25 protein-coding genes are annotated in these 23,304 nt (G+C 38.3%); 13 read left to right on the top strand and 12 right to left on the bottom strand.

Going from position 1 to position 23,304, the window contains the following annotated elements; all coding sequences use genetic code 11:
• Positions 1-228: 228 nt before the first annotated feature.
• Complete coding sequence (locus KCTCHS21_RS00890) at positions 229-741, top strand: hypothetical protein (RefSeq protein WP_130604703.1); 513 nt, start codon at positions 229-231, stop codon at positions 739-741.
• 13 nt (positions 742-754) lie between these two features.
• Positions 755-1,414, top strand: a complete 660-nt coding sequence (locus KCTCHS21_RS00885; RefSeq protein ID WP_130604702.1) for a hypothetical protein — start codon at positions 755-757, stop codon at positions 1,412-1,414.
• Positions 1,415-1,727: 313 nt separating this feature from the next.
• On the opposite strand, the gene KCTCHS21_RS30695 is transcribed toward KCTCHS21_RS00885, so the two are convergent.
• The 6 genes from KCTCHS21_RS30695 to KCTCHS21_RS30750 all read right to left on the bottom strand — a co-directional run bounded on the left by KCTCHS21_RS30695 (position 1,728) and on the right by KCTCHS21_RS30750 (position 4,972).
• Positions 1,728-1,892: a hypothetical protein gene (locus KCTCHS21_RS30695; protein ID WP_162309240.1), complete on the bottom strand. Its 165-nt coding sequence runs from the start codon at positions 1,890-1,892 to the stop codon at positions 1,728-1,730.
• 661 nt (positions 1,893-2,553) lie between these two features.
• Complete coding sequence (locus KCTCHS21_RS00880; protein ID WP_130604701.1) at positions 2,554-2,892, bottom strand: hypothetical protein; 339 nt, start codon at positions 2,890-2,892, stop codon at positions 2,554-2,556.
• 622 nt (positions 2,893-3,514) lie between these two features.
• A complete protein-coding gene (locus KCTCHS21_RS31030) occupies positions 3,515-3,694 on the bottom strand; it encodes a hypothetical protein (RefSeq protein ID WP_130604700.1) in 180 nt (59 codons plus the stop codon).
• Between the two features lie 240 nt (positions 3,695-3,934).
• Positions 3,935-4,126, bottom strand: coding sequence for a hypothetical protein (locus KCTCHS21_RS00870; protein WP_130604699.1), 192 nt, complete (start codon positions 4,124-4,126; stop codon positions 3,935-3,937).
• A gap of 294 nt (positions 4,127-4,420) precedes the next feature.
• Positions 4,421-4,798, bottom strand: coding sequence for a hypothetical protein (locus KCTCHS21_RS00865; protein WP_130604698.1), 378 nt, complete (start codon positions 4,796-4,798; stop codon positions 4,421-4,423).
• Positions 4,799-4,831: 33 nt separating this feature from the next.
• A complete protein-coding gene (locus KCTCHS21_RS30750; protein WP_162309239.1) occupies positions 4,832-4,972 on the bottom strand; it encodes a hypothetical protein in 141 nt (46 codons plus the stop codon).
• A gap of 455 nt (positions 4,973-5,427) precedes the next feature.
• Here KCTCHS21_RS30750 and KCTCHS21_RS00860 point away from each other — a divergent pair, with 455 nt between their 5' ends.
• The 3 genes from KCTCHS21_RS00860 to KCTCHS21_RS00850 all read left to right on the top strand — a co-directional run bounded on the left by KCTCHS21_RS00860 (position 5,428) and on the right by KCTCHS21_RS00850 (position 8,530).
• Entirely contained in the window at positions 5,428-6,123 is a 696-nt protein-coding gene (locus tag KCTCHS21_RS00860) for a hypothetical protein (RefSeq protein WP_130604697.1), read from the top strand.
• A gap of 571 nt (positions 6,124-6,694) precedes the next feature.
• The gene (locus tag KCTCHS21_RS00855) at positions 6,695-7,165 is read left to right on the top strand and encodes an NUDIX hydrolase (protein WP_130604696.1); all 471 of its coding nucleotides are present in this window, start codon (positions 6,695-6,697) and stop codon (positions 7,163-7,165) included.
• Between the two features lie 135 nt (positions 7,166-7,300).
• Positions 7,301-8,530, top strand: a complete 1,230-nt coding sequence (locus KCTCHS21_RS00850; protein WP_130604695.1) for a DNA cytosine methyltransferase — start codon at positions 7,301-7,303, stop codon at positions 8,528-8,530.
• A gap of 202 nt (positions 8,531-8,732) precedes the next feature.
• On the opposite strand, the gene KCTCHS21_RS00845 is transcribed toward KCTCHS21_RS00850, so the two are convergent.
• Complete coding sequence (locus KCTCHS21_RS00845) at positions 8,733-9,566, bottom strand: SinI family restriction endonuclease (RefSeq protein WP_157993906.1); 834 nt, start codon at positions 9,564-9,566, stop codon at positions 8,733-8,735.
• Positions 9,567-9,954: 388 nt separating this feature from the next.
• Entirely contained in the window at positions 9,955-10,131 is a 177-nt protein-coding gene (locus KCTCHS21_RS31025; protein WP_162309238.1) for a hypothetical protein, read from the bottom strand.
• Between the two features lie 643 nt (positions 10,132-10,774).
• Between KCTCHS21_RS31025 and KCTCHS21_RS00840 the strand changes: the two genes are divergently transcribed.
• The 3 genes from KCTCHS21_RS00840 (at position 10,775) to KCTCHS21_RS00830 (ending at position 15,494) form a co-directional block, all read left to right on the top strand.
• On the top strand, positions 10,775-11,248 hold the full coding sequence (locus tag KCTCHS21_RS00840; protein ID WP_130604693.1) for a hypothetical protein: 474 nt from the start codon (positions 10,775-10,777) through the stop codon (positions 11,246-11,248).
• Positions 11,249-11,298: 50 nt separating this feature from the next.
• A complete protein-coding gene (locus KCTCHS21_RS00835) occupies positions 11,299-14,283 on the top strand; it encodes a leucine-rich repeat domain-containing protein (protein ID WP_130604692.1) in 2,985 nt (994 codons plus the stop codon).
• Between the two features lie 92 nt (positions 14,284-14,375).
• Positions 14,376-15,494, top strand: coding sequence for a CpaE/TadZ family protein (locus tag KCTCHS21_RS00830; protein ID WP_130604691.1), 1,119 nt, complete (start codon positions 14,376-14,378; stop codon positions 15,492-15,494).
• A gap of 465 nt (positions 15,495-15,959) precedes the next feature.
• Here KCTCHS21_RS00830 and KCTCHS21_RS00825 read toward each other — a convergent pair whose 3' ends face one another.
• On the bottom strand, positions 15,960-16,277 hold the full coding sequence (locus KCTCHS21_RS00825; protein ID WP_130604690.1) for a hypothetical protein: 318 nt from the start codon (positions 16,275-16,277) through the stop codon (positions 15,960-15,962).
• A gap of 2 nt (positions 16,278-16,279) precedes the next feature.
• Positions 16,280-16,693, bottom strand: a complete 414-nt coding sequence (locus KCTCHS21_RS00820; RefSeq protein ID WP_232058015.1) for a hypothetical protein — start codon at positions 16,691-16,693, stop codon at positions 16,280-16,282.
• Between KCTCHS21_RS00820 and KCTCHS21_RS31875 the strand changes: the two genes are divergently transcribed.
• Complete coding sequence (locus KCTCHS21_RS31875) at positions 16,692-16,823, top strand: hypothetical protein (protein ID WP_269472736.1); 132 nt, start codon at positions 16,692-16,694, stop codon at positions 16,821-16,823. The genes KCTCHS21_RS00820 and KCTCHS21_RS31875 overlap by 2 nt on opposite strands.
• Positions 16,824-16,895: 72 nt before the next feature.
• On the top strand, positions 16,896-17,174 hold the full coding sequence (locus tag KCTCHS21_RS00815; protein WP_130604689.1) for a hypothetical protein: 279 nt from the start codon (positions 16,896-16,898) through the stop codon (positions 17,172-17,174).
• A 68-nt stretch (positions 17,175-17,242) separates the two neighbouring features.
• Here KCTCHS21_RS00815 and KCTCHS21_RS00810 read toward each other — a convergent pair whose 3' ends face one another.
• Both KCTCHS21_RS00810 and KCTCHS21_RS00805 read right to left on the bottom strand, forming a co-directional pair.
• Positions 17,243-17,977, bottom strand: coding sequence for a Crp/Fnr family transcriptional regulator (locus KCTCHS21_RS00810; protein WP_130604688.1), 735 nt, complete (start codon positions 17,975-17,977; stop codon positions 17,243-17,245).
• 27 nt (positions 17,978-18,004) lie between these two features.
• The gene (locus KCTCHS21_RS00805) at positions 18,005-18,346 is read right to left on the bottom strand and encodes a helix-turn-helix domain-containing protein (RefSeq protein ID WP_130604687.1); all 342 of its coding nucleotides are present in this window, start codon (positions 18,344-18,346) and stop codon (positions 18,005-18,007) included.
• 161 nt (positions 18,347-18,507) lie between these two features.
• Between KCTCHS21_RS00805 and KCTCHS21_RS00800 the strand changes: the two genes are divergently transcribed.
• The 3 genes from KCTCHS21_RS00800 (at position 18,508) to KCTCHS21_RS00790 (ending at position 23,277) form a co-directional block, all read left to right on the top strand.
• Entirely contained in the window at positions 18,508-19,752 is a 1,245-nt protein-coding gene (locus tag KCTCHS21_RS00800; RefSeq protein ID WP_130604686.1) for a stalk domain-containing protein, read from the top strand.
• Positions 19,753-19,809: 57 nt separating this feature from the next.
• Entirely contained in the window at positions 19,810-21,261 is a 1,452-nt protein-coding gene (locus KCTCHS21_RS00795; protein ID WP_130604685.1) for a stalk domain-containing protein, read from the top strand.
• Positions 21,262-22,155: 894 nt separating this feature from the next.
• Positions 22,156-23,277: a tyrosine-type recombinase/integrase gene (locus KCTCHS21_RS00790; RefSeq protein WP_130604684.1), complete on the top strand. Its 1,122-nt coding sequence runs from the start codon at positions 22,156-22,158 to the stop codon at positions 23,275-23,277.
• Positions 23,278-23,304 lie beyond the last annotated feature (27 nt).

Genomic DNA, 23,304 nt, shown 5'->3' with positions numbered 1-23,304 from the left:
TGCATTGATTTGGCATATTAGTTAATCGCCAGCTAGTAAAGAATTGTGGATCTTGCCCTTTCTCAAATAATCCATAAAGAAATTAATATTAGTTTTTTTTACACTATTTACAAATTCAATCATAAAATTTACAATTGAGATATTGGAAGGTATGAAGATTTGCCTTTCAATAAAAATTGATTAAGGCGGTGTTTAATTATGGTTAATGTAAGGAGTAGTCCGTTTAAAATGCAAATCGTGAGTAGTTTTACGCTATTTGTTTTACTCTTTTCTGTAATTTTTTACACACCCAATGCTAAAGCAGCCCCTATTTTTGAAAAATGGACTGAAACAACCTGGATTAATGCCTGGGTAGTTGATACTTCAGGGTCAATTTATACTCCGGTTGCCTTAAACACTGATGTTAATCTTAATTATGAATCAGTTTATGATCCTATCTCATCAGTAGTCTATCAAGTAACAAAGAAAGATCTTATTGTTTGGGCCCATAAAGGTTACTGGAATAGTTATCCTACGGCCCAAATGAATATTGGAACTTTAACACTTCGGGGTGCAGCAAGAACACTTCCTACAGTCGGTAATTATCTCTATAATTCGAGTTACAATTGGTATGGGAAATATTCCAGTGCGGTTGAGAGATATGCAACTGCTTTCACTAGTAATACCGGGACTTCATATTTTAATGTAGGTAGTTCTGGAACTCAACTTAATAGTACAAGTACGGTAACATTTAATTGGTAAAGGGGAGATTATTTTGAAAAAGAGACTATTAATTGGAACATTAGCTGTGGTAATAGTTGCTGTGGGCGCTATCATGATGTCTGCTTCAGCGAGTGATACAACTTTTCAAACATTTAAAGAGCTCAGAGAAACACTTGCTCGAAACAAAAAAATAGAAGATATTACAATTGTTCAAGTCGGCTCATATTCAATCACAAAAAAGAATCTTGAAGATTATAGGGCACAGATACAGAATCAAAATTCTATTTCAGGTATAAGTACTTCAATAGCTGATAAAGATTTATTAAAGAAACTAATAACCGATCAGTTATTAATTCAAAAGGCTGATGAACTCAATGTTTCAGCATCATTAGAAGATGGAAAAAAACAAGCTGCAGAAAATAGAGATTTTTTGAAGACTCAACCGAATGACGCGCAAGAATTTCAGCGTAAGATTATTGAAAGTTTGGAATTGACTGAAGACCAATATTGGAATGATTATGTTCCTGCGCAATACCAGAAACTTAAGACTATTTCCAATGCGATTGATAAATTAGTTGAATTAAAACAGATACCCGATAATGATAATCCTAATATTTATGGTCAGAATATCTTAGAATTCAAAGAAATTATCTATAATCAGGCCATAGAACAAAAAATTGTCATTACGAGTACTGATGTTGCTTTAAAATAATGCTTATATAGAATATCTTTATTTGGATATAAAAAAATAGTTTTGCCAAGAAACAAAAGAGCCTCTAAAACCACGATTTATGTGTAATGGAGGCTCTTTTGTATGGGTGATGAACTATGCTCTTTCTTCTAAAGATAATATCTAAACCCATTGAACTGACCAAGGAAAGAGAGCTTAGATATGATTGTATTTAAATATAGGCCACGCTTACATCATCTTTAGTGAATACAAAACGTTACTAGTTACGTAGCCCTAAACTGAAACTGACCGTGAAGAGCAGAGACAAGCGAGTGGTGTATAGGAAGGGACTGTTTTAGTAGAGTGGAAATAAACCCGCGAAACGGGCAATCCGCTTTCCGCCAAGAGCCGTTTGAAAATAGTCGGGTATTTTCTGTTTCACCTTGGACATTCGAATATCGAGTTCTGCCTTACCCATTACGTTCGTTCTTACCGTAGTAACGTGACGGTTGTTTGGCACCACAGTCAAGTGTTTGTCCACAGGGTCATTCCTTTCCCGTTCGGCAGACGTTTAGTCATCTTCCTACTTCCGTACTATGAGAACGCCTGAATTCTCTAGTATGATCACAACTTCGGTGAAGCCTTATATGATATCATCCTTTGCAGGGAAATAGAGAACCTCACGGGATCATCACATCTTCCTTTTGAACATACCCAGCATTTTCACTTGATAAGCCATCATTGTTAGTCTGGGTCAATGGAAAACGATTTTTTGCCCTTAGGCTTCCTGTTAATTTCGCACAGTCGACGATTTTTTCCTGCCGTTTCGTGCTTCACGCTTGCGCATTTGGGTCTGCTCATCGGCCTACGGGTCTCTCGATTGTCCGCATCTCCTTCAGGCCAATACCACGAGATACATGCTCTAGATTAAGCTTACTAAGTCACACCAGAGTGCTTGGTGAGGGACGTTCACCCTCTGGAAAAAATCCTTCTAAGCTCTCGGTTCGTGTTTACACGAAGTAACGTGTCCGCTGCTTTTTATGAATTACTTATAGCGAATTGGCTCACTAAAGTTGCGGCTGCCCGTCGCATAAAAAAGCCTCTTTTGATTTTAAGGAGACGTATGTAGTAACATGCAAAATAAACAATAATAATAAAGTTACTGCCCATCTTTTGTTTTATTAATTGATGTATTTTTCAATATCTTTTGAAACTGAGTAATATTGGCCTACATATAGAAGGTATCCATCACCAATGTAGAAAAAATCGGCCCTGTCAAAATGTATCATTATCGTTTCTTTTGCCACTTCAAGGTTTATACCTTTTGCTCTATCTGGTGGCTCAATAGGATTACTCTTATCCAGAACATTTACCAAACTTAAGACTTTGTCTTTATCGGTTATTTTCTTCTCGAAATTATCATGTCGTATCAATACTTCATCACTATTCTTTATGAGTTCGCGAAATGGTACATCTTTAGAACAGCCTACAATGAAAACTAAGAATGCCAGAATAACCAAGAAGAACCGTATTACTTTCATCAAAATCACCTCAATAGTTTTTGTAAGGTTCTCAGAGTATCAAAAATCCCAAATTGAAGGGCATGGCATAATTTCGAAACATCAGTTAAATTCCCTTTTACTCCACAACAGTTCTTGTCGTTTACCCTTATTCCACTAAAATAAAACATTCTATTATTATTGTAAATTGATGCGCTTACCTCTCATATAGGTAAAAAATCATTTTTTACCTAATCTTATATAATAATATTATGCTTCCTTATTTAACTTATATTACTACATTTTTGAAAAATTCATCATGTCTATAGTCTTTCCAGATTTATAACTCTATCCTAAGAGGCCTGAAAATATTGGAAACACATGAAGACATCCTTTTTTCTAAAAGAAAATAGTGATGGGAACGGATTGGGAACGGAAAATCAAAATTATCGGTTGTTATAACAAAAAGCCCGAGAACCTAAGCTCCGGGCTAATTGCAGCGAGTACTCTCTTATTGAATTAGACACAAATCCTTATGCGTAAAACCTAGTTCGCTTACAGTTTAAACGGGCTCACCAGGCGGCCATGGTGGTGGTGGTTCGGGCTAATTAAACGATTTGACATTGATGACCGTTTTTTCCTGCTACGACTGCATTTTGCTTTGCAGTTGCATTTGCTCCTCATGTTGTGCCTGAATTTTAGCTTGGATTTGCGTTAATATTTGCATTTGCTGTTGCAGTTGTATTTGCTCTTGGTTTTGAATCTGAGTTGCCAATTGATTTTGTGATTGCTGTTGAGCCTGTGTCTGTTGCTGCGCCTGCACTTGCGTTATGTTATCGGAAATATTCCCAATAAACAACCTGAGACATATACACGCATCAGTTGACAAGCTACATTGGTCCGGACCGAAGTTAAAAGAGAATTCCGAGATGAAATTTTATATATTGTGAGGAGAATCTACGGTGTCATTCGAATCCTTATTTAAGGGTTTCTCTTCAGTTTTAAGTGCAATACAGCAACTTGCTAGATGTAAAATTTTCGTAGGATTTATTTATAGATGCTCTTAGATATAATTACTGATATCGATGGTATCCGATAGGTCACATAAACGGCTATCCATAGCATCTTGTAATGCCGTTTCTTGCTCCTCTGCCGTCAAATCAGTATCAATCAAAGCCAGTCTGAGATCAGTCTTGATAGCATCCTGTACGGATTTGGATAGTTGAGCGATAAAAGCTGTTTTGTTTGTTGTCATGGTTATTAGTCTCCTTACAAAGCATTGGTCGTAGGATTAATGCTTTGATTTATGAATCTTAGACCCTCTTATTAACTTGACCAAAGAAAAACCCTTAAGTATTCTTTCAAGTGTATCGCACTTGTGTATTCTATAAGATTACGCTAACATCCGCTCCAACGCCACCCTGATGATTTCCTCCATCTGAGGAGTGACGTGAGAATACGTGTCTAGTAATGCCTGCCTCCAAGAATAGAACAGCGTGCTTATTAACGTTTTTTTTAGCTTTATTTGCTTTGATATAAGCAAAGCCTTCTATGGTCTCGATTTCTCACTCAGTGTCGTCCACGCTTCATTCTCCATCAGCCAGTTGTCGTCTTCAGAAAGCATGAACTGATCCTCAACCCATTGATAAAAATTATCCGGTGATGTCTTGGTGGGTTGCTTAAAATAGCCTGTAATAACGTTTATCCCCAAACCAAAGTTTTGCCAATCACGATTCTCATTCCCATTCTTGTCCACAAACGATAAATATATGTTTGTTAACTCGAAATCTCGCTTTTGATCTTTGATACGCATAGAAATTCGAAAAGCTAGCATTTTTAGCAGCTCAGGATCTAGGCTATCGACATCAATGCTTAGATTTAGTTGCATTGCATTTTTAATTTTTGTCGGGCCTTCTCCTGGAATCAAATTTGTACCTTCATTACGATTAACAAACTCCGCTTACCCATCGAGCACATTTGATGCTTTTAGCTTCTCAACGTATGTATACTTTGTCCAAAGCTCGTTCAGGTCTTCGTTCGGTTTCAGATCTTTCGCCTGTACCTTTACCCGCTCGACGCTCTTGGTTTGAGTTTGAACCACAACTGGTGCCACGGCTTGCTTATAATCCTCACTGTAACCGAAGTAAATTACCGAATAGATTTTAAAGACAGCAATTACAGTCCAAATAACCCCATAATTCGTCCTTTGCTTCCCCCATCATAAAAGTAGTATTAATTGAGCTAAAAAAAACCAGGCTAAAAAATTCAAACAACCAACGCTATTACGATGTGCCAGTCCCGTTTATTGGATTCCATAAGCGATCAATCCCTACATTTTTATCTTGAACATCTTACATTCGACACATTCCAACATATTCCTTTGAATCTTCAATTCATTCACCAGAATACTCGCAAATTCTGTTATTACTAACTCCGGGTCCTCACGGGGTCGCCATAGTTAAATGTTGAAGAACCGTGCAATTTCCAAAACCCCTTTATTTTTCCTGAAAATTCTATTAGTATTATTTTATTAATATTAGTGATTGAGGAGTGGGAATGCTGGATATCTCTAAGAGAAAAGAATTTCTACATAAAAAGTTTTTTGAATCTCATGGTGTTACACCAAGTCAAGTTTCAGCCCCTAAACGAGCTAAAATGTGGTCGATTGTTTTTGATGAAATTCTGCCCAAAATTATTGATGATAAACCAGATCGATCAAATATGATTAATAAATTATTTGATAGATTTAACGATCAAATAACTCCTTTTGTAATTGAACTAAAGAAAAAAAGTATGCTCAATGATAGCAATATATATGAAATGTCTAGAGCACAGACGCTTAGTTCTGCTAACGCAATTACAAGATCCGTTAGTACAAAATTAGGCTTATTTTGGGAAGATGTTGCTAACTTATCTAATAACGTAGTTTCAACTGAGCTAGAGTTTGGAATAAAGATACAAGGTGTAGACGTTATAACTTTTCATAATAATAATCTATACTACACTCAATTAAAAACACAAAAAAATACATTAACAGGAAGTCAAGCGGATCGTGTCAATGATGAACTAGGAATTTTTAATCACAGCTGGTTTGTAGCATGCATTAAAAATAATTCAAGCTGGACTTACAGCGGAAAAACTCCGAGGTTGTTAGGAGAAGAATATTGGAGTAAAACAACCATAAAGTATAATGACTTGCTTGATAATTTATATAACACTATACAAAATGTAGAGAAATTGGCTAATTCCTAATTATAAAAACTAAATATTTTTAATATCTAACATGAACCTCCAATCATATACGGGATTGGAGGTTCATTTTATCATGAGCATCATCTGTTTTAGATTAGCACCTTTGCTATAACTTCTGCTTGTGCTTTTTAAGCAAATCATGACAGCGTACATTCGCGTAATTTCAAGAGGAGAGATTTTCTTACAGATAAATACGGGGTTCTGTTTTAATGGTAAAACAACACGAATAGGAGGTAATGATGCAATGACGCTCTTACTTTTGAAATCAATTTAGGAGAAGTTGACAGTGCAGTTTTCGGCATATTAATATGAGATTTTTTGCTGTTTATAAGGGAATACTTTTAAAATGTTTAACTAAGATACAAAAGAAACCCGGCTCATATTGTCTTTGAATATATGAAAGAAGAGGCTGCAGCACCCCTGAAAATGGGGATATTAATTTAGAGAGGAGTTCTATGATTCACCAATATTTATACTCGGCTATTTTGGATTATTAATATTTGTTCGAAATAAAGGGAATTATATCGACGTGTGGAATATAGACTTAACAAAAAAATAAGGACTGAGTAATATGCTTAAATGGACAATTTGCTTCATCAAACGTGGGAACGAGCTTCTACTATTAAATAGAACAAGCGAGCCAGGCATGGGACGATGGAATGGCGTCGGGGGCAAAATTGAGGATAAAGAAACTCCAATTGAATCTGTTATTAGAGAAACCAAAGAAGAAACCGGAATATCAATATTTGAACCTAGGTACTCAGGCCAAGTAACATGGATTAGTAATGGTCAAAAAACAGGAATGTATTGCTATATTGCAGAAGTTAATAATGAATTTATATATAACACTCCTGTTGAAGTACAAGAGGGAATACTCTCTTGGAAAAAATTAGAGTGGGTGTTCCATCCAAAAAACAAAGGCGTTCTACCCCATTTGAAGGAATTCTTGCCGATAATGTTTAGTAATTTTAGTATTTATGAACACTTTTGTACTTTTGAAAATGATATTTTAGTAAATCATGAGCTAATACAACTTGTTTAACCGCTGAGAAAAATGAATGTAATAATATCAAAACTGCAGTCGATGTTGGATTGATATCATCATTGGTATAATTGCCTCAATTTAATTGGAATTGAAATATGTTATGATATAGAAACTTTGTTAGGAGTGAAGATAATGAGTTATAATGCAATATCTTTATTTTCAGGGGCTATGGGACTTGATTTGGGGATTGAAAAAGCGGGGTTTGATATAAGAGTTTGTGTCGAAATGGACAAGCTAGCAGCTAAAACGATTGTTGAAAACAGCAATATTCCGGTGATAAATAAGGATATTAATGATGTTACTACTGATGAAATATTGAAAACAGCGAGTTTAAAAAAGGAGGAAGTCTTCTTAGTTGTAGGTGGCCCGCCTTGCCAAGCATTTAGCACTGCAGGCGCTCGCAGGGGTTTGGAGGATTTCAGAGGGAATGTTATTAGCAATTATTTAAGAGTAATCAAAGAAATCGAACCCCAATTTTTTATATTAGAAAATGTTCGAGGTATTCTTTCAACTGAGATGAGTTTTGTCCCAGAAGAATACAAAGAATATGAGAACATTGTTAATCTTAAAGGCAGTGTAGTATATTTTTTAACTAAGGAATTTGAGAAATACGGTTATTCAGTTAGTTTTAGTTTGTTTAATAGTGCTAACTATGGAGTGCCCCAAAAGCGAGAGCGTGTAATTATGTTTGGACACAAAGGGAAAAGAATACCTTTGCCAAGTCCGACACACTCAGCAACAGGGGAAGAAACTGGGCATAAATGGGTTACTTTCGGCGAAGCAATAGAAGGTTTAAACGAAGAAGATATGAGTTTTAGTGAACTCTCTGAAAAAATGAAACATTACCTTGGATTTCTAAGTGGTGGTCAATATTGGAAGCATCTGCCGAAGGATATTGTTGAAGAAGCAATGGGCAACTCATATCATCTTGGCGGGGGGAAAACAGGATTTTATCGCCGCTTAAGCTTTAATGAGCCATCACCAACTTTGGTGACTAGTCCTTCTATGCCTGCAACCATGTTAACACACCCAGAAAATCTCAGACCCCTGTCAACCCAAGAGTACGCGAGAATTCAGCAATTTCCAGACCATTGGAGATTCCAAGGGAAGATGTTGAACATATATAAACAGATTGGAAATGCTGTTCCAGTTGGCTTAGGGCACGTTGCTGGAAAAACTATAATGGATTTTCACTTAGGAAACTATGATCAGGATAGAGAAATGAAGAATAAAATCCCATACTCAAGATATAAAAATTGTTCTGATTTTGAATTTTTACCGCTTTTTGAGAAAGAAATTGAAAAACAAAAGTCTCTCACAATAGAAGATAACCAGCTCGAATTAGTACTTGAGTTAGTCTAAGCGAATTTAAAATAGCCGATTCTATTAAAAATAGAATCGGCTATTTTTATTAATTAAAACTGAAAATATTGGGCTTTACCACAAAATGAAACAGGTCTCACGCGTAACACCCCACGAGAGATTACCGATAGACCTACTAATTTGGGGTCGAACCCAGCAGTACGCTGGTTCCAATAAGAGCTTTAAACTTAGTAAAGGCTTATTATGCCTCATTGTAAAAAATTTTTGGATTGTGAGTGATTATATTTTCAAGAAAATTCAAATATTTTTCTTCGGAAAGGTCAGGATTATGTCCTGTTATCCCCTCAACAGCGTTGTTTAAATCATCCCATTTGTAGTCAGGCACATTTTTTTTATCGATTTTTTTCTTTCCGAGTCTATACCAAATTACAATTGGAGTATCTTCCCGGATTTTACTACTAGAACTATTCTCTGTATTATATTTATTTTTAATTTGGATAAGTCTTAATAGTGATGGCTCACCATGAATATCGATGCGTTTGCAAAAGTCTGCCGCTTTAATAGTTTGCCCGTCACACCAAAGAAAATTAAACGGGTCACCACAAATAACACTTGCGATGTACTCTTCTAACAAGTGGCCTTGAATGTTTTCAATTGCCATTAAAATTTGATGAGATTGTAGATGTTGCTCAACTCCACAATCCCCAGTTAAATCGTAATTATCTACCTTAAAATATGTAGATAACATATGTGCTAATGCAGGGTCTTCAACAGTGTCTTTATCTGAAAATGGCTTGGCTAAACGAGCATTATTACGAGTCGTAATAGAATTAACGTTGTTATTTAACCATTTTTGTAATAAAGGCAGTATTTGTTTTTCTAGAGGTAAAGCACTAATATCCTTTGATTGTATTTGATCTGGAATCTGTTTGAATTCTACCGCCAAGTCAATTAACTGATATAAATTTGTCTGTTGTTTTGGTGTAAGAAATGAATATTTTTTTTTTAACTCTGTAATAATATTTTCCTTTTTATCTAAATTTAAATCAAAAAAATCATTGATATTTATAGCCACGACAAGGCCTCCAAAGTAAAATTTAACCATTAATAGTATAATCTTTTTGCGGTATTTTGTATATTAAAGGAGTTGCAAGGCAAGGCTATCACTTAAGAATCTAAAATCAGTCAAACTTGAAGAACATTCAAAAGATATTTGTGATTTAATGCACAGCATTTGGGTTTCATACGAACACTTGCCTTTAGTCTGTTTTTTTTGACCAAATTAATTGCAAGATGGCGTAATTCGCTACGGTTTTATGCCCCCTGACTTTCCCCAACCCGGCTTTATCCTCAAAGAAAGTTGTATTTGATGTCCAGTGTAGTTTATTTTCAATCATCCAATGGCTTCTTCTGGCCTTCAGTAGTTGTTCTGCCGTCGCGCTTCCTGACTGTATATGAAATTGCTATGTTTCACTTTTTTGTGGTTCCCAATGAGCCGTTCGAAGATAATTGTCATTTCTCCCCGTTAGCGAATCGATCATTTCGGTCACATAGCAGGTACGGGTTTCAATACGACCATGAGCCTTTTCCTTCGATTCAAAAGATTTACCTGTTGCTTTTAAAAAACTTTCAGTTTGCATACGATTAATTGATTCAAATAGAGTGATATATATGCTTTAACGTTTTTTTGATTGTCGTTCTTGACTTGCAACACATTCTCTCTCCCCCCCCCCCGCCATCAACAATTGTAGTTGCAATCTCATTTTTGATCCCATCGCATCAATTGTCTCTATGCACCAGGGAGCTCATGAACAACCGTAATTTCGTTACTCTTTCATTAACTACTAATTCCCAAAAATTTACGACATGCAGCGCGCGTTAGCCTTTAACGTTTTCTTTGCTGCGACGAGGATTTTTCCCGTCGATCGCAATGACTACAATGGGGGTACTTCTGAGCAGCCCCTTCTTTTAAGTCCTCCCTACTAAAATTTTCTCTTAACCAGCAAAGGGAGACTTTATTCCAAGCAACAAGACTAGGCAAATAAGGTAGGGAAACCACTTTCATGGTTTTCCTACCTTATTTTATTCAAGAAGGACGTTTCTTGACTTGTACGCTGACTTTCCCACTAACCACGTACCCCGCCATTCCCTGCCCCTTATTACGCCTAAGGAATCTATTATTACTGACCCCATTTTTGTAGCAACAGAACCATTGTGTAGACCTTTAAGGCATTTCTCCGTAAGGAAGCGATTTATGGAAGTTTATTGTAATTATTGTAACAAATGAATAGACAATTTTTTAATGGAGGTAAGATAAATCATCTCTTAGAATCCGGAGGAGGTTATATGCATCAACATATAAGTTTGGAAAGCCTTAATCGATACATTATTCAAATGGAAACTCAAGCGGTTGAAGTCAAACACTTAATTGAAGCAATCGCCAACAGCGGGAAAGTTAGTAAAGAAACAGTTGAAGCCCCGCAAGCTGATAGAGCTGTACAGCAAACCAAGCCAAATACCTTTTCACTTACCAAGTGGCTTGTGATCACAGCCATACATAAGGTTTCGGATCTACTGAAATACATCATCTGGATTGCGGCGATTTTTGGGATCTCATTCGGCACTTCATACCTGATGAACACCAAAAATAATCCTGAAGCCCCCGCAGGTGAGTTGTTGATTAAAACGGCCGAATCCTTTAGCGTTGCCTGGACTTGGGCCTTTCCGATTATTGAAAAGTTAAAGCACCTATTTTAAGGATTACATGAAATCGACAATAAAAGTTTACTAAAGGAGAGAACAAACATATGAAGAAGTTTAATCACATTTCATTAATATTAGCGGCTTTATTGGTATTTCAAATGTTACCGCTATTCATGGGTAAGGCAGCTGCAGCCAATCCAGAAGCAATATTTCCCGACGCTAATCTAGATCAAGCCATTCATGATTGGTTGGAGATACCTGTAGGTTCACCAATTTATAAGTCGGATCTTGAGATCAAACTCAACTCGTTGTCAGGTATAGATAAGGGGCTTCCATATGAACTTTGGAACAAGAATATATCCAGCCTTGAAGGAATGGAAATGTTCAAGGGATTGGATTTCAGGGTGCTAAATCTAGCAGGTAATAACATCACAGATCTTTCTCCAATTGCCGGACTTATGACACTGGAGAATCTTGATTTATTATCTGATGCAGGTCCAGGCAGCAATAATGTTTCCGATTTAAGTCCTTTAAGAGGGCTAACGAACATGCGGTTCCTTAACCTGTCAAACAATGCTGTCTCTGAACTTGAACCCCTTTCTGGATTGACCGGTATGTGGTCGCTTAACATTAGTGGAAATAATGTTAGTAGTGTTAGTCCGTTAAGCGGCATGAATCAATTGTTTTACCTAGATATCTCCCGGAATCAAATCAGTGATATAAGCAATTTTTTAGCCTTTACTGCGATGAGAAATTTGTATGTTGGAAATAATCAAATTTCAGATATATCTTCACTTTCAGAGCTAATGCAGCTACAAAGTCTTGCACTTCAGAACAACAGAATTTCGAGTATATCTCCGCTGTCTGGACTTACTAACTTGACACATCTCGTATTCAGCAATAACCAAGTATCAAATATCGTACCATTAAGCGGGCTAACTAATCTCCAAGACCTTCAATTTAGTTACAATCAAATAAATGATATTACACCGGTTAGCGGATTATCTAATCTTAAAAACTTTGTTGCAAGCAATAATGAAATCACAGACCCCTCGCCAATTAGTGGTTTTAGCAACCTCTACATCTTGGATCTTAAGGGAAATATTATTACAGATATAACGTCTCTTAATGGACTTACTAGCCTAACGTATGCAGATATTAGTTACAACTTCATTGATTTGTTCAGTGGGGAAAACCAATCGATCGCCAATGCTTTACCCGCTGGATCTAGTATCGAGCCGCAACAGAAAATGTTCCCATTGTCGTCAGTAACAAATACAATAAAAGTTTCAACAGGTGCGACAATCAAGCCAGGGTATATTAATTACCTTACGAGTGATGGGTCTACATTTCCGTTTACTTTTAGTGATCCTAAAGGAACTACATTCTCTTCTGCAAACAATAACATTGCAACTATCAATTCAAGCGGTGTAATAACAGGGGTGAGTGAAGGGACGACCCAAATAACAGCGTTTAACTATGGCATTGATGCACCCTTTACAAAGATTACACTTAATGTTCAAGTCGATCCGGCAGTTGTAACCCTTCAGAGCATCATTATTTCACCGGCTACGGCTACAGTTCAAGTTGGAGAAACAAAACAGTATAAAGCCACAGCAAACTTTTCTGATGAATCAACGCAGGACATAACAAACACCGCAGTTTGGTCACTCTCCGATTCGATGAAAGCAAGCATTAACTCATCTGGATTGACCACCGGAATTACATCTGGTTCAACGAATGTGACGGCCACTTGGAACAACCTGAATAGTACAGTTATATTAGTCGTAAAAGCGTTACCCTCTGTGCCAACACCGGAGCCAACACCTGAATCAACGCCCACATTAGACCCACCTACAGTGCCAACACTAGATACGGCACCAGGACCAACACCAGGTCCTACAGCTACTCCAGCACCGACACCAGAGGAATCTCCAGAACCACCACTACCCACTCCGGAGCCTACACCTATAGTTTTGAAACAAATTCTGCTTACGCCAAAGCTTGCTAAAGTACAAGTTGGAGCTACAACTAAGTTCAAGGCGATTGCCATCTATAGTGACAACAGTACCCAAGATATTACTGCAAAAGGTTCATGGGTGGTTTTAGATCGAATCGCCCACATTTTGAATGGTGTAGTAACAGGTGATAAGGTGGGTTCAACAAAGATTAGTATCCATTGGGAAGGTCAGACCGCTGTTGCTCATTTATTAGTTGAAAAGCAGAACGAGACGCAATCTAGTGTTAATCAGAATACGAACAAACCTATCCCTCCTGTAAATCCAATAAAGCCCATTATCTCGGTCATACCCAGAAAGCCAATCTCCATAAAAGTAGATAAAGAATCCTCAGTTGAAGATATAGTAACGATATATGGGAGAATACATGGTGTAGTAAGGGATTCAAACGGAAATCCACTAGTAGGAGTGCAGGTTAAATTGCAATCTATCGTGCAAAATACGATAACAAACGAAAATGGTGAGTATGCCTTTTATAAAGTGGAGCTCGGAGAACATTCTTTAATTCTCTTAGATGCAAACAGTCTGGAGAAAATCGGGAAGATTAAAATTGTTGTAGACAATGGTGTTGAGAGCCACGGGAAATCGGCGGTTTCTCTAGAACTAACCCAGGATAATCCCGAATTAATCGTTAATGTAATTGTAACTCCAAATGCTGATCCTGCCCCTACCGTTGACCCATTAACGCCAATAGATGACAAACCAACGTCTACTAATGATGAGACTAATCAAAGCATTAACCCAATAATACTGGGTGCCGTTCTTTTCACCTTTGTTGTTCTCGTTATTTTCTGGCTCCGCCGTAAGAATGTTTTTGTCTACGAGATGCATAATATGCCAGGTCAAGAAAAGCTAATATTATTGAAGAAAATGAAGATTAAACCCACAAATGAAACTGTAATTGATATTCCAGATGTACTAGCAAATCATACATTGCTGGTTGTCATTAAAAAGAGACTTACCAATAAACTGCTGCATAAGAATATTGCTATCACAACTGGAACAAAGACTATCAATATTAAAGTTGAACCTGAAATGCTAAATCAGGACATCAAGCTTGGAATAAATTAATTAATGAGGGCTCGCTTCATCAATGGGGTTATGCCCTCTTCCTTTAACGCAGAACAATATAATATTAAAGACTATATAACGAGGTGAGTAACATGAAAATTGGAATTGCCACAGGAGATATAAATTTGAATGACATGCTAACAAAGATAATAGATGATTATGTAACGGTATGGTCTGATCTGGATCAAGCCATGAAGGGAGCAAATGATACAGATATAATCATTCTATCTACAAACCTTCCAGGAAAAGTACTCGATTTTATGTACACGCAAGGAGATAAGCCCATTATCTTGCTTACAGATCGACCAAATCAAGTGACATTAAGAATGCCCCATCTGTTCATTTGCGATATTTATGGGATGATGGAGAAGGACATAACAAACGAAATAATAAACCTGTTAAAATCAGATCGGTTGGCGGCATTAAAGACCAGAATGTATCTCAAAATGAACCGGAGTAGTCAGAAGTCAAAACTCATAGTGACTTACTCCCCGCTACCGAGACAAGGAAAAACAACATTCATAAAGAATCTCTCTTCTTTTATTGCTGATAAAAATGGAGATAAGAAAGTAGCAGTTGTAGACCTAAATTTATATAATTCAGATTTGCTTCATGCTTTTGGTTTTGAAAAACATGAAATTAAAGAGAAAAAACTTGAGGATTTCATAGAGGATACCGAACGCTCACTGCTTAATTGTGAGGTATTCATTTATAAAAAACTAGCAAATCTACATATCTTGCCTCACATTTCGTCACCTTACGAAACAAACAGGTTCACAGGCGATGTTACATTTAAACTACTGGAGGAACTCAAGCAACGATATGATTATGTGTTCATAGAAATAAGTAGCCATTTGGTATCAAATACATCGGTTATTTCACTAATGAATGCAGACCATGTATATGTTGTAACGACTGCGGAAAGCCATTCGCTTCGTGCGTTTGAACGTTGGTTTCCAGAAGAACTGAAACAGAAACTACTTTACAACAATAAGTCCGTGCAACTGATCTTGAATGAATACGGCAAAAACAGTAGCGGCTTACAGTCAAACCAAGCGATAGAGATAGGCATAGGCACTTCAATTGTGGCCCGTATTCCGCATTTACCTTGGGTAATGGCAGACAAGGTCGTGCAGGGAGCATTGGAAACAGGTGAGGTGAAAGCTTTTCTAACTGCGTTGCAAGATATCGCTCGTCAATTGAATCGTTAGATGAAGTTCAAAAGCCCGTCTACAATCTTCTCTTCCACTTGAATGGCATTGCAAATCAATTCCTTTAACTCATGAGTTGGTATGCGCATCTGTACCCCCTATTACGAATTGAAAGACCAAATAAAAACGAAGCCCACGGCTGTGTCAGGTCCGTGGGCTTCTATATTTTAAGTGTATGAGGAGTGTTGTATCATTTAAAGAAGTGTCCCAGAAGGTTCGGTAAAAGCCGATGGTCTTCAACAAATGCTCCTGCAAAGCAACCAAGTTGAGCGTGCTCCAAGGCTGTGAAAGCTGCGGGCATTGGAACCTCGCGACTGTAGGCGAAGCCGATGTAAGCAATGCAACGGTTGCCTCGATATACCACCTCTTTCGTATTCATCAACTCAACCTGAAAGTATGTGTTTCCTCTTGATTCCATACTTCAATTTTAACATCCGTAAATTTCAGTGGCCAAGGGAATTCTCCTTAGATTGACCCCATACGTTCGAGCAGAATGAGGTTAGTGAGGTACTTGTTAATTAACTCAGCCCGATGGTGAAGGCCAGGTTCACGAATCGATTTGTTGTAACTAGCAAGTGCATACAGCATCATGTTGACATTATGATACACAATTATGCGGATTATTTCGTCGGTATTTTCAATCTGTACTCGTAGCTCCCCTGCCAAACCCGAAACTGCAACCTCACTAGCCCCGTCATTTGACTCAATCAAGTGTTCAACAAGACCTTGAACAACCGCTTGTACTTGTTCATCCTGAACGGCAATTCCGGTGTTCTCCTTCATCGCTAATAATCCTCCGGTAGCAACATTGTCGTATATGACCTATCAGCCTCGGTTATGACATACAGCTTTACTCCGTTTTCGGTTGTGTACACGGACATGAGTCTGCTTCCGTGCTTTAAGCCATTTTCATTTTCAAGACTGTCGTGTTCGCTGATTTCACCCCAGTTGCAGTTCGCGTGCTGATTTAAGAGAACCATTTGTTCCGTTTCGGTTACATTCTCTATAATGCTGGGCGTTACAACGATTCTCCCAAGCTCAAAATATTTGCCTATAAGATGGCCCCCCTCTGCAGTTGCTCTCCCAATCAAAACATGGGGACGTATATTTCCGTCAATCAACGGGGAAATTTCCTTGAGACGATTTTTATCGTTCTGCTTCAATGGGAAATATAACGCGCGCAGGGGTGAGTATCTCATGAAACTATTCATTCGGACAATTGCAGTTACATCGTGCCTTGGGTTCGTCACGTTATTTGTAGGCTATATGGAACTGGTATATTCAATTCCTGATACAGTTATTGCATTCCGTATCGTCTTACTACAATAAAAGCCCCTTTGACAAATATATTTGGGACATTTTAGAATGGGATTTTTTAATTTCAGCTAGGAGGGAACAAACATGGAAGATATGCAACAGCGTTACAAATTGTTGGTTGAAGAAGAGAATAAAGTACTGCTCACTTTAGAAAGTTGCGATAATGCTGCAGAAGCTCTGTTCCGTTGTATTTATAGACGTGGGACAGAACTCGACCTATCATTTTTCACTGACTTGATTAATGTTATAGGGCAAAAACAACAGCAAACTTATGTACAATTGTTACTACTGCGCTTAAATAAATCTGAACTGGCACATGCCATAGACGGATACAAGCTAATGAAACCTAGTTGTGACTTGTAGCACAAAATTCTTGTGTTCAGAAATACAAGAATTTTGTCGAATAGGATATAGATTTTTATAAATGGAAATTATATCATGTATTTGTGGGATGAATGCCATTTCCGTTCTTCCTGAGGTTCCGACTCAGGGCCTGCCAATCGTTCAAGTCTTGGCAAATCTACAATGTACATATCTTTATTTGCAATATGTATAAGATTTTCCTTCTGCAATTCCAACAAGACGCGGGCAACTGACTCACGTCCAGCACCTATTGTATTTGCCAAGTGCTGCTGCGAGACGCGAAACTGAATTAGTCGACCTTGCTCTGCATCTATTCCGAAGTTGGAGTTTAAGTCAAGAAGGATGTTGGCTACACGCACACGTACATCCAGAAATGATAAATATTCAATTTTGCGGTTCGCTTGACTTAACCGTTCACTCACAATGTACAACGCTTTGCGCAGAAGTACAGGATATTTCAGAGCCAGCTTATCGAGGTCGGCTTTACGAATCATCCAGAGGGTCGTCTTCTCCATAGTAGCAACAGAGGCAAGCCGTTTATTGTCATAGTGAAACATTTCCAGTTCACCAATCGCTTCGCCTGAAAACTGATGCCCAAGCACAATTTCTCGTCCCTGGTCCTGCCTGTAAATCTTTAATGTACCGGACTTAATGACGTACATCTCACGTCCTTCATCGCCTTGTTGAAACACAACTGAACCTTTAGGGTAGTGACGTTCCACGAACATTCCTATTACAAAGTCATCGTCCGCAGAATCTATTACACCTTTGAAAAATGATGTATCGAGGACAGAGGAATACATACGACAGACTCCTTGTTGGTCAATCTTCTAATAGTTCTTTCTTTGCCCCCACTTAAACACTGACTTAGCGAGCGACAGAACCAAGGCTTTGTCATCCTTAGAACGCTCGCTTAGCAACTCAAGTAGTTCACTTGTTCCGTCGCTTGTCGTCATTGGGTCAAGATGACGAAAAAGCTGTTCAAGGGATACATTTAAACCGCGTGCTATTTTTTCGAGTGTTTGGACAGTTAAATTTTTCTCCCCACGCTCGACCTGACCAATGTAGTTTGTATGTAACTTGGATCGCTCGCCCAATTCTTCTTGGCTTAGCTTCCTCTCCCTACGAAGTTGGCGAATACGTTTACCTAATCGCTTTACGAGCTCTTCCATGTGAACCACCTCATAACAAGCTTACAAGAGGTGGAATAAAGTATTAACGGCATTTCGGTGTGTATTTATATAATTATAACATTTATAATGTGTATTGTAATTTATTTGTCGTATTCGTAGTATGTAAATTAACTAAAACCATACAATGGAGTGTTGAATTAATGAAACGCATCATAACGCTAATGTTAGTCGTAGCTCTGATTCTCGCAAGTTCCGCTGTGACTTCCGCAGCAGCAACGACTAACAAACAACCGGCAAAGAAACCTGTGACTCCTGAAAAAAAAATTTCGCTTACCATTAACAATAAAAGCGTTGTTTTGATGCCAGGGCCAATTATTCAAAAGAATACAGTTTTTGTTCCTACAAGTGTATTTCGTCAGTTAGGTGGTCAAGTGTTTCCGGGCGATAACAAAAAAACATTACTAATTACCACCAATAAACGTAATTTTTTTGAAACCCAAGTTGGTACTTTGATCGCTACAAGGAATGATGAAAATGTAAAACTAACGCAACCTGTAACGTTAATTAATGGGTCATTCTATGTTCCGGTTGATGTTTTACAAAAGTATTTGGAGATAGGGGTTAGATGGGATAACAAGAAATATACGCTTGAACTTATCGAACTTCTTCCGCAGTTGGACATTGTTCTAAAGAATAATGACCTAGTTAAGTTCTCTGCATTGCTTAAAGATGGCATCAATCCAAATGATGCTTTGAATAAGCTTATCATGTACCAGAAAGACGCGTCTTGGGCTAGTGTTGCAGTAGCGGCGGGGGCAAATGTAAATACTTACTTTTCGGATGCTGTTTCTAATAAGTTGACTGACATTGTAAAAGTACTACTAGCAACCAAGAAAGTAGATCTAAATCTGGGAACGGGAAGTGATGGATGGTATTCGTATTTGAGGAGGGCGGGCTTGGGTATACAGGCCACACATCTCACACCCGAGGGGAAAAAAATAACTGGGTATACAACCCCTTCTATTGAATTGGCACAAATGCTATATGATTACGGATTTAGGGCTGATGCTGCTGATGTAGATGTGTTTATTACCCTTAGAGATCCGCAATGGGTAGATTGGATGCTTAGTCATGGTGCAGATCCGAACAGTGAGTCAGTTAAGATTTTTTATGCTGACGACAAGGGAATGACTTTCTATAATATCCCTGCTGGAGTTCCAGATAAGAATTTAAAGCAAAAATTGATCGTATCGGCATACACAACGGCTATATCATTTTATATGATTGAGCCTGCCTCAGCAGACACGTTTGAGTTGTTAGCTATAAAATACAAAGCGAATTTGGATTCGCTGACGCAAGCTCAAAAGAATAAAATATTGTCAATCGCAAAAGAACTTAAAAAGGATAATCTAGTTGAAGTTCTTGTCAAAGCGGGTGCTAAATAGACCTAATTAAAGGGAATTGCCTAGTGCAATTCTCTTCATTTGAAGGAGTTGTAATTTTTGAAATTTAAAAAATTAGGTTTATTATGCCTAATACTATGTGTCACCCTTAGCGTCCCTATCCATGTATTTGCTGATGGGAAAACAAGCGATATTACAGTCTTTGTCGAGGGAAAACCTGTTAATTTTAGCGATGCACAACCAATTAGCATCAAAGGACGTACAATGGTACCTCTTCGTGCAGTATTTGAAGCAATGGGTGCAAAAGTAGATTGGGATAATGCTAACCAACGGGTTACTGCAACCTACAAGAAAGACAACAAGACGGTCGTTTTGCAATTGACCATTGGGTCTCCTTTTATCCAACGCACAATATCAGACCAATACAATAATACACGTACATTCGTTCAAAAACTCGATACACCGGCTCAAACGATTAAAGGTTCAACACTTATTCCGCTTCGTGCTAGTGGCGAATCTCTTGGATCCGAGGTCAAGTGGGATAATGCTAATCAAATCGCTAGCCTTAACTATTTGAGCATTCTAGACCTTCCTCAATCCTTTCCAGAATACAAAGTTATAGGTAGTATCTGGGACCAATCAACGGAAGAATTAAATGCATTTTTCGCTACTAATGCTCTTAGGCTTTCCGCAGGAACCAAAAATCCGTTGACTCTTAATGTAGAATTATCCAAAGTAGCGAGAATAAAAGCAAAAGATATATACACACACAACACAGTAGAACATGAATCAGTCACCTTAGGAACACCTCAAGCGATGCTTTCCAAAGCAGGGATTTCGTTTGCTAGTATGGGTGAAAATTTAGCCCGTGGGTTTACCGCGGGGGACAAAGTAGTAGAAGGGTGGCATCAAAGCCCTAGCCACTTTGCGACTATTAAAACAGAGAGTTATACTGAAATGGGTATTGGCTTGTACAATAACTTCTGGGCACAAGAGTTTATCATCTCCTCATCTAAGGATTCTTTCAAGTTATATCACGATCGTGTTGCCTTGGTAGATAACTACAATACCAAGATCAGTGCTGCAAAAACCGATGCTGAAATCAAGCAGTTATCGGATGCTAGAGATAAAGCATTGTTTGATTATGATGTTAAAGCCAATGCGGATAAAAGTAAAACACGCGAGCTTAACAATATTTTCTTCTTTGATTTCGTGTCCAAAAAGTTTCCTGGTAAGTTCACTATTTACGAAGATAGGGACCTTGACGAAGGCTACCAATATTATGTAGACCACCAAGTTGTTCTGACACAAAACTACAAAACAGCAAAGTCAGTTATGGAGTTCAAGATTGCACCTTCCGGAATTAACAACTCTTCCGTCATGGGATTAGTCAAAGATATTCTTAGTAAAAAGTTGATGCTATCTATGCCTACTTTTGACAATGATGTAAAAGAGGCACTAAAAGCTGACGATTCCTGGTTCTCACGCACATATGACGGGGAACGTATTGAATTTGAATACAGCGATGGTTATTTATACCTCCGATTTTAATACATGTACAGATACGACATCGGTATGAGGACGGCCAATGAGACACGGAAGGCATTTTTCTAGCCCTAGAGTGTTTGCTGGAGTGGTTGAAATATCGCCTCTGTTGTAAAATGTAAGGGAAACTATAAGAAGCTCGTCGGAAAGGCATTTTCGTCGTCGATATGATACTCTTATTAATGTGTTTCTAGTTTTGACGAGACACAAGGGGATACTGTATATTAACCCAGTTAAATCAGGTTAAACGGATTTAAACTCGGTTAAACCGCCTTGTGGGCAAAGTGAGTATGGATACGGACACTTGGGCACTCCAAGAATGAAGGTTTTAATAGGATGGGACCTCTACCCTGTAAGTTCACAGCAGTTAAACCGAAACTACAGATTGGAAACGTTAGGCTAATTGATTTATAAACAACAAAATGTGGTTTAGCATATATGATCAAACTCCAAAATTTGAACTAAGGTTGGAATGATGCTGAAATGCGCTTCGAATATGATTAAATCAGAACTTAATAAGCTGGGGACAAGTTAGGGGACGCATATATGAGCGTCTCCTCTTTCTTTGTAGAAAGAAACGGAGATAATATTGCCCTCTGTCCCCCGATTCCCGATGGAAAAGCAAACATCGGAACCGCGAAAACAACTCTCCCTTAAGAGAGTGCAGATCTATTGGGGGACAGAGGGACAATCTAATACCCACTATTATCTATTTCTTTATTTATTAACTTTAACCTTATTTTATAACTGTCCCCTAGGTTATCCCCTATAAGTCCCCCGGTACCCCGAGATTACTACTTCTAATTTTGAGCTAGGAATTATATTGAGAGCCTGTGACAGCACATGTTTTGATTTTGGTATAAATACCAAAATTGAATTGACAACAGGAGGCTGTCTGCTATGAAGGGGCATGTACGCGCGCGCTCAAACAAGAAATGGGAATTTGTAATTCCTGTGGGAAAGAATTTAGACGGATCTAGGAAACGAATTACTGGCGGAGGCTTTGCAGATAAAGAGAAGGCAGAGGAAGCAATGGTTAAAAAGATGTATGAGATTAATGCCGGTTTATTTATCGAGCCTTCTAAAGAGACGGTGTTTAATTTCTTTTCAACATGGATCGCTCAAAAGAAGAGCCAACTGAGGACGAGCACGTACTCCAATTACCTGGGCTACTTTAATAACCACATCGCACCGAACTTGGGCAACATCCTTTTAAGCAAACTAACGACGCAACATATTCAACAGTTGTACATGAAGATGAATCAGACGAATTCACCCCGTACTGTAAAGCACCTTCATACGATGCTGAAACAAGGTCTCGGCCGGGCAGTTAAACTTAATATCATAGCCAAAAATCCCGCAGAGGACTGTATGCTCCCGAAAATTGAAAATGAACCTTTCGACTGTTGGAACGCGGAGGAACTTCGGCAATTCTTGGATTTTGCCAAGTCTAGTCGATGGTATTTAGCCTTTTTAATCGCCGCATACACTGGAGCCCGACTTGGAGAGGTACTAGCACTTCGGTGGGAAAATATCGACTTTAGCAAGGGGACGGTCACGATCAAAAACGCATTAACTCGTAAAGATCGGGGCTTCCAGTTGGGCCAAACTAAAACCCGTAGTAGCATAAGACAGATTAGATTGCCGGCCACCGTCATACAAGAACTTTTGGTGTTAAAAAATGTGCTGTATGTTGGGTCTAAGAAGAGCGAAGTGGATGCAAGAGTATTCAACAACCCCAAGGATTTTATCGTTCATACATTTGATGGGAATTACCTCAGTCCGCACAACTTCGTCAAGACCTGGAGGAAGCTTGTACGGGAAAGCGGCTTAAGGAAGATTCGATTCCATGATCTGCGACATACGCACGCAACCTTGTTACTCGAAGCAGGCATTAACATGAAGGCTGTTTCCAGGCGACTCGGGCATAGCACGGTCAACATGACGCTAGACACCTATTCTCATGTAACGCCACAGATGGAGGAAGGAATAACGTTGGCTTTGGAGCAGCTATTGGCTTAGTCTTATAGGATACACAAAAGTAAGGTC

This window comes from Cohnella abietis (assembly GCF_004295585.1).
GTDB classification, from domain to species: domain Bacteria; phylum Bacillota; class Bacilli; order Paenibacillales; family Paenibacillaceae; genus Cohnella; species Cohnella abietis.
Note: the sequence above shows the minus strand (reverse complement) of the source record. Positions and strands in the feature narration are given on the sequence as shown.